At 32.6% G+C, this 14922-nt stretch carries 13 protein-coding genes; 4 read left to right on the top strand and 9 right to left on the bottom strand.

The features are described 5' to 3' along the window. The first annotated feature begins 2 nt into the window (after nt 1-2). Both A9G34_RS05485 and A9G34_RS05480 read left to right on the top strand, forming a co-directional pair. Nucleotides 3-1328: an MATE family efflux transporter gene (locus A9G34_RS05485; protein ID WP_065569165.1), complete on the top strand. Its 1326-nt coding sequence runs from the start codon at nt 3-5 to the stop codon at nt 1326-1328. Between the two features lie 338 nt (nt 1329-1666). Beyond that, complete coding sequence (locus A9G34_RS05480) at nt 1667-2602, top strand: 5'-nucleotidase (RefSeq protein WP_065569164.1); 936 nt, start codon at nt 1667-1669, stop codon at nt 2600-2602. A 241-nt stretch (nt 2603-2843) separates the two neighbouring features. On the opposite strand, the gene A9G34_RS05475 is transcribed toward A9G34_RS05480, so the two are convergent. Continuing rightward, entirely contained in the window at nt 2844-3779 is a 936-nt protein-coding gene (locus tag A9G34_RS05475; RefSeq protein ID WP_065569163.1) for a hypothetical protein, read from the bottom strand. 172 nt (nt 3780-3951) lie between these two features. Continuing rightward, entirely contained in the window at nt 3952-4782 is an 831-nt protein-coding gene (locus tag A9G34_RS05470) for a MetQ/NlpA family ABC transporter substrate-binding protein (RefSeq protein WP_034945812.1), read from the bottom strand. A gap of 225 nt (nt 4783-5007) precedes the next feature. Here A9G34_RS05470 and A9G34_RS05465 point away from each other — a divergent pair, with 225 nt between their 5' ends. Further along, nucleotides 5008-5775 carry a hypothetical protein gene (locus tag A9G34_RS05465; protein ID WP_065569162.1) on the top strand — a complete coding sequence of 256 codons (768 nt, stop codon included), beginning with the start codon at nt 5008-5010 and terminating at the stop codon, nt 5773-5775. 14 nt (nt 5776-5789) lie between these two features. Beyond that, complete coding sequence (locus tag A9G34_RS05460; RefSeq protein ID WP_065569161.1) at nt 5790-6515, top strand: hypothetical protein; 726 nt, start codon at nt 5790-5792, stop codon at nt 6513-6515. Between the two features lie 263 nt (nt 6516-6778). Here the strand turns inward: A9G34_RS05460 and A9G34_RS05455 are convergent, their stop codons facing one another. The 7 genes from A9G34_RS05455 to A9G34_RS05425 form a co-directional block, all read right to left on the bottom strand. Next, nucleotides 6779-7156 carry a hypothetical protein gene (locus A9G34_RS05455; RefSeq protein WP_065569160.1) on the bottom strand — a complete coding sequence of 126 codons (378 nt, stop codon included), beginning with the start codon at nt 7154-7156 and terminating at the stop codon, nt 6779-6781. 19 nt (nt 7157-7175) lie between these two features. Then, on the bottom strand, nt 7176-8123 hold the full coding sequence (locus A9G34_RS05450) for a putative type VI secretion system effector (protein WP_065569159.1): 948 nt from the start codon (nt 8121-8123) through the stop codon (nt 7176-7178). A 19-nt stretch (nt 8124-8142) separates the two neighbouring features. Beyond that, a complete protein-coding gene (locus A9G34_RS05445; RefSeq protein ID WP_141670353.1) occupies nt 8143-9087 on the bottom strand; it encodes a putative type VI secretion system effector in 945 nt (314 codons plus the stop codon). Between the two features lie 19 nt (nt 9088-9106). Next, the gene (locus A9G34_RS05440) at nt 9107-10051 is read right to left on the bottom strand and encodes a putative type VI secretion system effector (protein ID WP_065569157.1); all 945 of its coding nucleotides are present in this window, start codon (nt 10049-10051) and stop codon (nt 9107-9109) included. Between the two features lie 19 nt (nt 10052-10070). Further along, nucleotides 10071-13412 carry a T6SS effector BTH_I2691 family protein gene (locus tag A9G34_RS05435; RefSeq protein ID WP_065569156.1) on the bottom strand — a complete coding sequence of 1114 codons (3342 nt, stop codon included), beginning with the start codon at nt 13410-13412 and terminating at the stop codon, nt 10071-10073. After that, nucleotides 13399-14343, bottom strand: coding sequence for a hypothetical protein (locus A9G34_RS05430; protein ID WP_065569155.1), 945 nt, complete (start codon nt 14341-14343; stop codon nt 13399-13401). Before A9G34_RS05430 ends, A9G34_RS05435 begins: the two co-directional genes overlap by 14 nt. A gap of 12 nt (nt 14344-14355) precedes the next feature. Beyond that, nucleotides 14356-14922, bottom strand: a 567-nt coding sequence (locus A9G34_RS05425) for a DUF2345 domain-containing protein (RefSeq protein WP_141670352.1), incomplete at its 5' end; no start/stop codon positions are given.

Genomic DNA, 14922 nt, shown 5'->3' with positions numbered 1-14922 from the left:
ATATGACAACTCAATCTACCATTAATAAACAATATCGTTTTAAAGATTACTTAGCGCTAGTTATTCCGTTTATCATTTCAACTATTACAACACCATTACTTGGTGTGGTTGATACTGCGTTGGTCGGGCATTTACCCAATCCCGCCTTTATTGCCGGCATTGCTGTTGGCGCTGTTATTTTTAACACTATTTATTGGCTTTTCGGCTTTTTACGAGTCAGTACCACTGGTTTTGCCGCACAAGCATTAGACGACCCACTACTATTGCGATCATCCTTAATCCGCCCTTTGTTTATAGCAATATTTTTAGGTGTTATTTTTATCATTTTTCAGCAAGTGATCTTTACTGCCTCTATGAACGTTATCAACCCCAATGAAGAAGTAAAGCATTATGCCAATATATATTTCTCTATCCTAATTTTGGGGGCGCCTTTTGTGCTTATCAACTATGTTTTAGTTGGTTGGTTAATGGGAATGTCTAAAGTAAAGGCTGTGCTATTTCTACAAGTATTAATTAATCTGCTTAATATTATTATGGCAGTAATTTTTGTTTGGGGATTTCATTGGAATGTTCAAGGCGTTGCCTTTGCAACACTAATTGCTCAAGTAATTTGTACTTTGTTAGGCATTTGGTTTATTTATCGTAATTTACCAAAATCCAATCAACAAACTGATTTAAAATCGATACTATCTTGGCAATCATTGAAAGGAGTGATTTTAGTTAATACCAACTTAATGATTCGTACCATTTGCTTATTAATCGTTACTAACCATTTTATCTCGATTGGTTCGAGTTTTAACACGGAAGTATTAGCTGCTAATGCCGTCTTGTTTCAAATTCATTATTTGATGGCTTATTTATTTGACGGCTTTGCCAATGCTTCAAGTGTATTTAGTGGTAAGGCGAAAGGTACTAAAGATATTAAGTTATATAATCAAACCTTACATTGGTCACTACAAGCTTGTATTATTTGTCCTTTAATATTAATTGCTTTATGGTTTGGATTTGATACAACAATTATTAAATTATTAACCAATCAAACCGAAATTATCACTATCTGTTTGCAATATCAATATTGGCTTACTATCTTCCCTGTTGTGGTTGCTGGTGGTCTTATCTATTATGGCGTTTTTTCTGGGATCAGCTACACTTCTTCTATTCGTGATTCTATGATTCTTGCCTTAATTTTATGGCTGATATCACAATATATCTGTGTACCAATATGGGGAAATAATGGATTATGGCTTTCTTATATTTTATTTAGTTTTGGGCGAACCCTATTTTTAGTCATTTGGATTAAAAAATCGAAAAACTATGTCACACTTTAAGTATTGCTCGGTAAATATTGAATGAGTTTGGCATGTATTTTTTATTTTCCCGTTACTAGAATTACTCATTGTGCAGCATTAAATATGCTTAAGACTAATTGATGACCTTAACAAATCATACTTACAGCAAACAAATGATTAGGTAGGCATAATAGCCTACTTTTTAGTTGCAAGAGATATAAACATAAAATGGCAAAGATAAAATGGCAAAGATAAATTATTAAGAAAGAAACTAATTAATAATAATTCTTACTATTAACTTACTGAATAAATTTAATTATAATATGAAAAAATTCATATAAAGTTTCATTTATCAATGAAAGGAATATAACAAAAAAATGGCTTATGATTTAACAGAAAGACTTGTTATTGGTCTTGCATCTAGCGCTCTTTTCGATTTAGAAGAATCAGATAAAATTTTCAGAGAAAAAGGTGATAAAGAATATCGAAAATTTCAAAGACATAAGGAAAATGAACCACTCAAAGAAGGAGTAGCTTTTCCTTTTATCAAAAGGTTATTATCATTAAATGTTTTATCTCCGTCACCAAATAATCCATTAGTAGAAGTTATTTTATTATCAAGAAATGATCCTGACACAGGGCTAAGAGTCATGAAATCAATTGAACATCATAACTTAAACATGACAAGAGCTGTTTTTTTACAAGGATCATCACCATTAAAATATATTCCAGCTTTTGACATTGAATTATTCCTATCCGCAAATCCTTCTGACGTAACTCAAGCTATAAATGCGGGTTACCCAGCAGGTAGAGTAATTAAAGGAAATATTACAGATAATCCCACAGATTTAGAACTTCGTATTGCATTCGATTTTGATGGTGTAATAGTTGATGATGAATCAGAAAGTATTTATCAAACAACACGTAATTTAGATGATTTTCATAATAACGAAAGAATTAAAAAAAATATCCTCCATAATCCAGGTCCACTAAATAAATTTATTCGCCGGCTAGCTGAAATACAAAAACTAGAACATAAAAAAATCGAACAAGATCCAACTTATAAATCAATATTAAAAACAGCTATTGTAACAGCCAGAAATGCACCTTCTCATGAAAGAGCTATATATACTTTGAGAGATTTAGGAATTGAAATTAACGAAGCATTTTTTCTAGGAGGAATTGAAAAAAATAAGGTCTTAGAAATCATGAAACCACATATCTTTTTTGATGATCAAGAATCACATTTAGAAAAACCTTCCAAAATTTTACCATCAGTACATATACCATTTGGGGTTACAAACAAAAAATAATATATTTTACAATAAAATTTATTCGAATATTTATTTTTAATTAACCCTCAATTTTAACAAAATGACTAGTATCATTAACCGGTCATTTTTAATAATCTTATAATTTAAGGACGGGGGTGCTTATGTCTTTTGATGCTGTTTAACAGCAACTGCCACCAAAGTCATAGCTGCCATTAAATGACAGCTAAACACAACGATAAAAGTTAAGTAACTTATGATACGGCGTCGATTTTTATATTAATTAATCAGTTATATAGAAATTAATTTGCTTGGTGTCGTTAGTCATTTTTTCAATACTTTTCATTACATTTTGATAAGCTTGTTCAATACCTTTTTCCCCAGCACATTCATTTAGTAATGCATAATTTGATTGAACAGTTTCATCTGATATCAATTTTTTATAGGCAATAGCAAATTTCTTTCCAGTAAATGAAAATAATTGATGCCAATCTTGTAAATGCTTTTTCATGTGATCACGACCTGCTGGGCATTTAATGCTATTTATATCAAGATTAGAAATACTATATTTTTTCAACTCACTAAAGTTTCTAGGTTGATAAGGAAAGCTTATCTCTTCAGTAACACCTGCTGACTTTAACGTTTCTATAAAGCTATTTTCACGGTATAACTTTACTTTTTGTGATCGGTACTGACCTTTTCGATGCATGGTCACACTATTTGGCAGAGGTTCATCAACTGAGTAGTCCCAAAAGTTAGTGCGCCGTTCAATAAACACATCATTAATCACTTTAACGGGCATTTCTATTCTTCTTTTTTCACCGTCAACAATAATTGAAACAAAGTTCATATATTTAGAAATCAACTTATTATAGATTTCATCAGCACCGTCTGAAGTCGTATATAAAGTGGTATACAAGAAATAATTACTTTGTGTTGGATTAATTAAGCCAGTATTATTAAATATTGAAGGTTTAGCAATAAAATTTAATGATTCGTTATTATAAGATAAGGTATGTTTACCATAGCTAAATGTATAATTAACGCTTGATTTAGCAGGAATAATTAACTCTGTTCCATCAATAACTACTTTTATTTCGTTAATGGTAGGATTATCGATCCAACGTTCAACGGTACTAGTCAATAGTGGTTCAGAGTTAAAACACCCAACTAAAGAAAAACTGCAAACTAGCAACAGAGAATGTTTTATTAGTTTCATCACATCATTTGTTATAAAAATTGAAAGCGTAAAAATTATAGCACAAACAATTAAAGATTAAAAATAAGTAACTGTTTTTTATGTACTATATCTGTTTTCAACTTGCTATAAAAAATGATTTTCAACCTTAAACATCCTAGCTATTTACTCAGGTATTTAAGGTGTTAAAAATTTATTGCTGTGGCCAAATAAATCTACCTTTTGCTTGTGGATCCTCCTTTATGAATTTTTTTAACACATCTGATTGGTATAATTGTTTTACATCTTTAGCCCATTGCGAATTGAGATTTTCTTTTTTTATGACTACCATTAATTCTAAATCAGGTGATAATTCTTCTTGCACTATAAGATTATCTACTGGGACTTTACTTAACCATGCTACACCACCAGGCATTATCGCATAATCAACCTCACCAAGGATCCGAGGAATAATTTCAGATAATAATGTTTTAAACTTTAAATGGTATTTATTTTCAACAATATCGTTTAAAGTCACATTACCTTCTTGAACGTCTGATTTTAGTTTTATCCAATTTAATTTTTGCAGTAATATTAAAGCTCTTGCCGTATTTGAAGGGTCATTAGGAATAGCAATTATTTGCTCTGATGAAACATCATTAATTGTGTGGTGTGTTTGTGAAAATAAAGCGGCTGAAATAGAAGGAATATGAACTAGTGGAACTAAGTCATTATTGGTTTCTTTATTATACACATTAAGATAGGCTTGATGCTGAGCCGCATTTAAATCAATACTCCCTTCAACAAGAGCGGTATTAGAATCTCTTAACGAGCTAAAATTAACCAATACTACGGTATATCCTTTTTTTTCTAATTCAGGTTTTACCACACGCTCCATTAAGATATTGTGCATACTTGGCGGTAATCCAACAATTATTTCCTTCTTTTCAAGGTTATTTGTAATACCTTTATTGGTTTTTTTATCACATCCAAATAAACATAATCCTGCAAAGATTAAAATAGATAAATATAAAGACTTTTTCATTATTACTCCTTCCATATCAATTTATTACTAATATAGTATTAGTAAAACTATTCTTTTATTTTAATTTTACTTGTTATGATTATAAGTCAGTATTACAGAGGGTAAAAATACATAAAGCTTATATTGATATTCGATTAAGATATATGAAATTTCTGTTTAATATCAGCTCTATTTGTGGTTAAATACAAAACTAATATCAAATGAAAAAGTAAACCAATAAATAAGATGGAAGTTGAAAAAATTACCTTATTTACTGTAGTTTTAACCTTATTCGGTTGTAATAACAACCAGTTAGATTCTAAAATAATAGTCAACAACTATATTACTAATGGTCAATTTGAGTTGGCTCCTTTTTCAAAAATAATTAAAAAACAAAAAATTGAAGGTACTTACTCAGGTATAATTGAAACCATCCCCAATGGTTTAATTACGTTTTACCGTTTAAACGATAAAAAAGTCTATATTGACTTTAAAAAAGACAATTATATGATTGATTCTCAAAAAAATTCAAAATATAAAATCAATTTTGATGATAAACAAAATATCCTAACAATCGAAGATTCATTTGGTAATAATGTGGTTAAACCCACTTATGATGATCAAGGTAGAATTATAAAAATTGAAAATTCAGTTATTGGTGGAAGTCATTATACTTTTGTTAATCAACTTTCCTACGAAAATAATTTAATGCAAACCAATGAATATCAGATCTTTAATAAAATTGATGGACAACAATCTATTCCGTATTATCTCAATAAAAAACAGTATTTTTATAACTCAGAAAATCAATTAATTAAAACAATCGAATCTTCTTTTATAGCAAAAGATGGAAAATTTAACACTGATGACCAAAATCAAACAATACCTGATGAACAATTAACATGTATTTTTGACGACCACAATCAATATGGTGACTGGACTAAGTTATATTGTTTAACTCCTAAAAAAGAAACAAAACGCTTTATTTTACGTAGTATTGAATATTATCAATAAGAAGGAATATAAAGATGAAAAGGATTCTTGCCATATGCTGTTTATCGATAATTTTGTCTGGCTGTCAGGAAAAAAAAGAAAAAATAAATAAAACCCAAATCACTAACAATTACTTGTTATTTGGAAATGCTTTGAATATACCTTATTCAAAACCGATCAAACAGCAAAAAATTATTGGTAGCGAGCAACAGAGTTATCAATCAGATACTAATGGATTTATTACCTCTGTCGACGTTAATCATGTGAAAATCGATAACAACTATGAAACCAATAAAAGCCAGTTTTTTATTAATAATAAATTCAATTTGGATCTGAATATAGAACAAGATGAAAATAAAAATATTCATAAGGTCGAAGATGCTGAAAAGAAAATATCATGGATAGCAACGTATGATGAACAATATCGGATAATAAAAATAGAACGTATTTCCAATCCAACCACGATTAGTCATATTTTTTATGATAAAGGGAATATTACCAAAATAGTCAATCAATTCACACTCAATATAACTTCAATAAATTCTTATAGCTCAACGGAAGAAAAACATTTTTTATATAATAATAACAATCAATTAAGTAAAATTATGATTAAAGTTTTTGATGATAAGAAAGCAAAACCATTAGAAACTAAAAAATGCACTTTCTATGACTATAATGAAAATGGCGATTGGACTAAAGCTTACTGTTTAAAGCTAGGTGAAAATTATACTTACTTTAATTTACGAGAAATTGACTACTAATGATAAGCATTACAATAATAATGTTGATTATGCTTCGTTCACTTTTTTCATAGCAAAGTCCCACTGATAAGGCAGGTAACACCGAGCTGATCTAAACCTACTTCAATCATGTCTTTTTTCTATTGCCTCTTTTCGTCAAACAGCTCATCAACTTCGTTGCATTTGCTTAATGCTTCATCAGCATACCATTTTCTTTCATACTGGATTAACATGCGACCAGTGATGATGCTAATATTGGCTTATCAATTATTTCTTTAAAGCTGTCAATATTTATCATCGCATATTTTAGTATCATTCAATTTGGCAGTAATATATTGAGCTTCAAAATCATTACTACGGTCATTACCATTAGCATGCCCCAAGCCAGCCAGCGCAGCAATGCTATTACCATTTAAAGTAGCAAGTAGTGCACCCTTTCTAAGTTGGTTGTTGTGTTTTTGTTTTTGCTCGTCACTTAAATAAGCCCCATCACCAAGTGGTGCATAGCAAAATAGACCTTTAAATTCGGATAGGGTACCAGTTAATTTAACCAAATTTTTGGGTGGTAGTATTGGATCAGTAATGCTAATACCGGTTTTTTTTAATAGCTGCTCTTTGTCTTTATAGATGGGATCTTTGCCATCATATTTTGCGTAAGGCATAATCGAATTCCTTATGAACTTATTTTCTTTTTTTATTTTTAACCCGTAAGGGTGGCTTGCCTTTTTTGCATAATACCTCAGGATCATAATAAAAAAAGAACCAGCCTTCGCCAGATTTGGGCGGTCTAATATACTGATCAGTCTTATTGTTATATTTTTCTACGTATTTTCCTTGGCCAATTAATTTAGCAATATATTGCTTGCTTATTTTAACTAAATTGATATTTTTGACATCTTTCCAGCCCAACACGGTAAAAATGCGCTCCGCAAGTTTGATATGTGTTGCAATTGAATTTTTATTTACCATTAAGCAAGCAGCCCCAAATATTACCCCTAAAGAACCAAAACCAATAGTCAGATTTTCTAAACTAAAATCGAGAAAAAAATAGTTCATGAGCAAGGTGCAAACAACATAAATAATAAAAAAAGGTAAATGATAGCGTTTTATTGCTTGGTTACGCCCCGCAAAACATAAAGGGATAAGAGAGATAATTTGTTCACTGGGTTTGAGCATAGCATACACTTCGTAATGGTCTTCATGTTTTTCGGCGACTACCTCAACTTGATCGCCATCATGAAATTTATAATAACCGATCCAGCCTTTTAACGTGATGGAGTCATTTAATTTGGCAGTGATATACTGAGCATCTACCTCATTACTACGGTCATTACCATTAGCATGCCCTAAGCCGGCTAATGCAGTGATGCTATTACCATTTAAAGTGGCAAGAGCTGCTCCTTTTCTAAGCTGATTTTGCTGTTTTTGTTTTTGCTCATCACTTAAATAAGCGCCATCAGCAAGTGGCGCATAGCAAAATAGACCTTTAAATTCGGATAGGGTACCGGTTAATTTTACTAAATTTTTGGGCGGTAAGATTGGATCAGTAATACTAATACCGGTTTTTTTTAATAGCTGCTCTTTGTCGTTATAGATAGGGTCGTTACCATCATATTTTGCGTAAGGCATAATCGAATTCCTTATGAACTTATTTTCTTTTTTTATTTTTAACCCGTAAGGGTGGCTTGCCTTTTTTGCATAATACCTCAGGATCGTAGTAAAAAAATCCCCAACCTGCACCGGGTTCAGGCGGCTTAATAAATTGATCCGTGATGCTATATTTAGTTGAATATTTACCTTGTCTAATTAACTTAACTATATATCGTTTACTTATTTTAACTAAATTGATATTGGTGACATTTTGCCAATCCAATACTGTAAAAATACGCTCGGCAAGGGTAATGTATGTCACAATTGAATTTTTATAAACCATAAAAAACGCGGAACCCAATATTACCCCTAATGTACTAAAACCAATGGTCAGATTTTCCAACGAAAAATCGAGAAAAAAGTAGTTCATAAGTAGAGTGCAAACAATGTAAAATATAAAAAAAGGTATATAAAAGAGCTTAAAGGCTTGCTTTCTTCCACCTAGACATGGCGGAATGAGCGAGATAATTTGTTCACGGGGCTTGAGCATAGCGTACACTTCGTAATGGTTTTCATGCTTTTCGGCGACCACCTCGACCTGATCGCCATCGTTAAATTTATAAAAACCGATCCAGCCTTTTAACGTGATGGTGTCATTTAATTTAGCGGTAATATATTGTGCTTGTACATAATTGCTACGATCATTACCATTGGCATGCCCTAAGCCGGCTAATGCAGCGATGCTATTACCATTTAAAGTGGCAAGAGCTGCTCCTTTTCTAAGTTGATTTTGCTGTTTTTGTTTTTGCTCATCACTTAAATAAGCGCCATCAGCAAGTGGCGCATAGCAAAATAGACCTTTAAATTCGGATAAGGTACCGGTTAATTTAACCAAATTTTTGGGCGGCAGGATTGGATCAGTAATACTGATGCCGGTTTTTTTTAATAGCTGCTCTTTATCTTTATAGATGGGGTCGTTACCATCATATTTTGCGTAAGGCATAATAATATTCTCTAACGTATTATTTTTCTGTTTTATTTTTAATGCGTAAGGGTGGCTTGCCTTTTTTGCATAACACATCAGGATCGTAATAAAAAAAGAACCAACTATCACCTGATTTAAGCGGTCTGCTATACTGATCAGTAATATCATATTTAATTGAATATTTACCCTGTTCAATTAATCTAACTATATATTGTTTACTTATTTTGATTAAATTGATATTGGTAACATTTTGCCAGCCCAACACGGTAAAAATGCGCTCAGCGAGTTTGACATGAGTCGCAATTGAATTTTTATTTACCATTAAGCAAGCAGCCCCAAATATTACGCCTAATGTACTAAAACCAATGGTCAGATTTTCCAACGAAAAATCGAGAAAAAAGTAGTTCATTAATAGCACGCAAATAACATAAAAGATAAACATAGGTAAACGATAAATTTTGAATGCTTGGTTACGCCCGGCAAAACATAAAGGGATCAGTGAGATAATTTGTTCACTGGGTTTGAGCATGGCGTACACTTCGTAATGGTCAGCGTGCTTTTCGGCGACTACCTCGACTTGATCGCCATCATTAAATTTATAAGAGCCGAGCCAGCCTTTTAACGTGATGGTGTCATTTAATTTGGCGCTAATATATTGTGCTTGCACATAATTACTACGGTCATTACCATTGGCATGGCCTAAGCCGGCTAATGCAGCGATGCTATTACCATTTAAAGTGGCAAGAGCTGCTCCTTTTCTAAGTTGATTTTGCTGTTTTTGTTTTTGTTCATCACTTAAATAAGCGCCATCAGCAAGTGGCGCATAGCAAAATAGACCTTTAAATTCGGATAGGGTACCGGTTAATTTTACTAAATTTTTGGGCGGCAGGATTGGATCGGTAATACTGATGCCGGTTTTTTTTAATAAATGTTCTTTATCTTTATAGATGGGGTCGTTACCATCATATTTTGCGTAAGACATAATCGAATTCCTTATATAATTAATGAGATGTAGGCCAATGATAAATAGTTTGCCAATCACTCGATGAGAATACGGGCATATTTTCTTTGATATATTTTCGTTCTTGTTCGGCGTAATATTCGGCTAGCTGCTCTTCATATTTTTTAAAGATCGCTTGCAGTGCCGCAATTTCTTTTTCGGATGAGAGAAAGCGATAAGCAAAGTCATAATCTGCTATATTTTGCCCTTTACCAAAACGGCAACGCCTTAACCATTTTTCGATATCATCGTCTTCAGCTAATTCGAAGTATAGTTGAAGTAAAAAGATCCCTAAACTAACCCATGGGTTTAATGCCAGTGCAATGATTGATATAAGAGCTCTTCCTCCATATATAATAGCCCCGCTAATCAAGATTTTTTTTATGAACAAAGAACTCAATGATTGAATCCCTCGATCCATGATTGTAATTAAACTGGTTTTACCCATTTGTAAAAATAAATCGGTGGTGGATACAATCGCAGTAAATAGAGATGCATAATATAATGTTTTTTCACTCTTAGTTTTATCTGAAATATCCTCATTCCAATTTAAACCAATATCAATTAACCCCGATATTAGCCCAAAAAAGTTGCCTAAAAAGTTCATATTGGACAGTAATTTGGTATTGATTTGTCCTTTGTTGGCATATACGGTAACTAGTCGAAAGCTTGCTGCCATCGATGCTGATACCGCCATAGTTAACTGGTAATCGGCTTGGTTTTGTTGGGCTTGGGTTTTTAATGAGTTATCAGTCACTATATAATAGATTTTCATGATATGTACCCCCAATATAGCCGCAGTAAAACTTGCCCCAACCTTTTCATTGGTGATGTGTTGCTTGATAAGGTTTGTGGCTTTTTGTGAGGCATTTGCCAGCTTTTCGCCAATATTTTTAATATCTGAATACAAGGCACTTTTTAAATTGTCTGCCCATTTGTGGTATGACGCCATTCTCTTTTTTAGCGCAGTTTTAGATAGCCTTGTTGGCGAAATTGCTACTAAAAAAGCTTCGGCAAATTCTGACGATAAATCACCACCCATTTTTTGCATATATTTTAATAAAGCAATAAGTGCAGCACAACTTCCCTCTTTAATTGGGCGTAAATAGGCGGCGGTGATTTGGTTATCGATCGAATCACCATCAATTAACGAGTTTCGCTCGCTTTCAAATAACGAAAAGAACTCTTTAGTTGTATCTAATGCTTTATGTTGTTCTTGTGGGTCAAAAAGTGAGTGACTAATGTTGGCAATGCTATTAGCAAGGTCTATCATAGCATTACTTTCTGTTGATTCGGCTTGATAAAATTCTAATACTGTTTCTAATTTATCTAAGAACTCGCCATAAGATTGTGGTTTTAATTGGGTTGTTTTATTTAATGATAATAAAAAGTTGACACATTCTTTTTGTTTTTCTTTATCTAATTTTCGATTAGCAAACACAGCTGACCAAATAATATTATGACCTTCTAAGTTTTCATCCTCAATTAATTGGGTGAATAATTGGGTAACTTTGCTACTTTGGGCTTGCATGCCTAAGGTCATTAAAATATCGTTGGCAAATGCCAAATAATTATCATCATCTTGTGCAAAATCATCGGCTGGCAATGAAATGGGATGCTTTTCTTTTTGTTTACTGCAATCTACCCATAAAATTAAATCATTTAATAATCCTGCTATATAGTCTTCTGCCTCTTGTAAAAAAGTGGCATATTTTTCTTTATAGGATTTATAATCGTCGTTTAAATGATTTTCATATTTGCGCCAACGCTTTTCGGCCGATTGTTCGGTCTTATTTTTTTCATGCCATTGTGCTTTATACGCCTGAGCTTTCGCTTCAAATTCGACTCTCATTGCTGCTAATTTAGCATCTAAGCGTTCAATGTTTACCATTTCTGCTTGTTTATTTAATTTAAATGCCTGTTCAAAAACTTGTGCGTGCCGTTCTTCGCCTACTTCTTCAATCAGGTAGTTTTCTTGTACAAATTGGACTAATATTGCAGCGTTATATTTTGTACTTTCTACCGCTTGTTCTATATCGGTTAAATATGGGGAAATAAAATTATATTTTTTAGATTCATTCACAATATTAATAACACGTTGACCTTTGGCTTTTTGTTCTTCGCTCCATGGAATCATTCGGGTTGTATCAGTTCCGAATATACCACTATCATAAGGTATTACTTTTTGATTAAAATATTTTGTATCAGCAAGGTATTTTTTATTGGTGTTTTTTATATGTTTTTTAAAATCTTCTTCACTTTCCGCAAGATCGCTGTTTTTTATTGCTTCTTCAAGCATTGCAATACCACTACAAGTGGCATTTTCACGCTGTCTTTCTATCATTATTTTTCTAAACGAGTTTAATGCACTATTACCCCAGTTGCTTAATTCGGCAGTAATACCAATGCTGTCGTTTAATACTACCATCATCGGTGTGCAATCGGTGCTGTTGCGTTCAGCTGACATCATTTTTTTATGTAGATAGACTGAATACGGCTCTTTTAGGGTAATTTGGTCATAAACTGGCTTGGTTAGTAATTGCCAAGGTGTTAATGTGCTTCGTTTTTTAAATAGCTCTTTAGCATATGTAAATGGTTGGCGAAATAAAATACTTTGCGAAAGCGTATTTTTGTCTAATGGTTTATTATGATACAAATAAGGAAAGCAAAGCGAGTAATTGCAATTTTCAAGGTTTGGTAAGTTTATTTTGATTTTTTCTATTATATTTTCAATGTTTTGTATTTCCATTATGGATGCAATGGATTCTTTATCAGCAGTCGTAATTCCATTTTCACTTACTTGCGAATTTAACCATTGCTTCGGTTTGATAAGTTGCATTCGTAAGTTACGTTTATCTTCATCGTTAAGGTATTTTTTTAACGTTTTAATGCTCCATTTATGTTCACTAAAAGCAAGCCAAGCTTTTTCACATTTTTCAGGTTTTGAAAGTGTAATAAAAGCAATATTGCTTGATAAATGGGCACTGTTGTTGCAAGTTGTTTCTATATCATTGAAAGGTACAGAAGGATTTTCTTCACTTATGATATCACCAAATCCTAATAGATCTTGCTCTTTACTAATATCTTGTTGCCAAAAACCACCATTTTCATCAATTCTATAAATAGAAACATCTAATATAATATTGTTTTCATACTGGCACAATACATAAAGATAACCTTTTCGCATAGTTCTTAATACATATTTACTCTCTCCTTTTAAGGTAGGCAACATATCGTTTTTTGCCCATGAGGGTAAATCTGCCGTGACATAATTAGGTGCAACAGCATAACGAATCGGATAAATTGGTAGACCTTTAGATTGGCATTTTTCACATAAACCCATTATTTATTTCCTTCGTATTAATGATACATTCATCCGCTACAATATCCCATTGTGGTGGAGTTATAGTTTGTAATTGTTTTATTAGTGATTGGTGCCGATGTCGTCTTATTGCTTCGGCAATAATTGGATGTTTAATAAATTTAGGATGTATAACTAAACTACGATAAGCATATTCGGTTAGATCTCGTTTATCATGGTATCCTTTGAGGGTAGCATCTTGAAAAGATTGCATAATAATATCATCAGCCTCTCTTTCAGATAAATTATATTGTGGATGAAAAAAATGATAACGAGCAAGTGTCTGGTTGCGACTTTCTATCCAGCTTATTTGTTCCCATTGTTGATCAATAATCCCCAAATTACCGATAAGGTTGTGACGCTCATCTAGCGGATTCTTTTCAATAATTAAATGACCATCACTGTTAAGATATAACCATGAATGAACAGGTTTAAGTAATATTTCCTTTTGCGCCAAAATGAAAATATTCAATAGTGGTGGTAATACCGATGGGTCAAAATAACGCAATAATTGTTTACCGTCACTTGACGGTTGAATGGCAATTTTTCCTAATTCTTGAGCTAATACTTCGGCATTAAATGAAGAGTAAATCCAACCATATACTGAACGTGGTTTTGCAAATAATACTGTTTTAGGATCAATAGCTAAATAAAATTCTTGAATACTTTGTTTTAAAATAATTTGATCTTCTTCATTTTTTAAATCAAGTTCAATAAGTCCTGGTGTGTGTTTAATTTGATAGTTTATATATCGAAATAATGTTAATTCCTTTCCTGTAATCAAATCAGTTAAACTTGTGTTTTGATCATTAGTTTGATAGATAAGGTAAAAATGTGCATCATTTTTTAATGACAGCGAAATAATCTGTTGAAAAATAGCCTCAACGTCTTGTTTTTGTATCGATTTATTCATGTTATCTATAATTTATCCAAGTCTTACATTTGCTTTTTGTAGTTTATCCGCTTCTTGTATCGCCGCTTCACAACCACCAGGTAATAAAGCATCTACATCCATATTTGCTTGCCCCATTTTCTGCATGACATTACATTTAAAATAGACATTATCTTGGGTGCCAAGCTCAATGCCTTCTTCGCTGATTTTTATGTATGAACCGCCACAAATTAAGGTGATTTTTTTATTGGCGCTTAGGGCAACTTTGCCATCAACACTGTCGACTTTAACTTCTTGCTTAGCTGCCATGTTGAGGTTGGCGTTTTGGGCTTGCACTTCAATATCGCCTTGGTTGGCAAACAGTTTCATGCCTGATTTGTGGGCAAATAAGCCCATCGCTTCGCCCGATGAGAGGGTAAGGTTTTTTAAGGCGGCAATGTCAGTTTGGTTTTCACTGGTTAAAGTAACGCTGTTGCCGGTGGAGAGTTGAATGTTTTGTGGACTGGTTAAGGCAATGCCTTCTTGGGCATAGGCAAGTATGCCGCTTTGGGTCAGTTGGCTTAATGTTTTGTTAAGTTGTTCTTGGCTGTCAGTGTCTGC

Origin of the sequence: Gilliamella sp. Choc4-2 (assembly GCF_001690355.1) — a bacterium.
In the GTDB taxonomy this organism is placed as follows: domain Bacteria; phylum Pseudomonadota; class Gammaproteobacteria; order Enterobacterales; family Orbaceae; genus Gilliamella; species Gilliamella apicola_A.
Note: the sequence above shows the minus strand (reverse complement) of the source record. Positions and strands in the feature narration are given on the sequence as shown.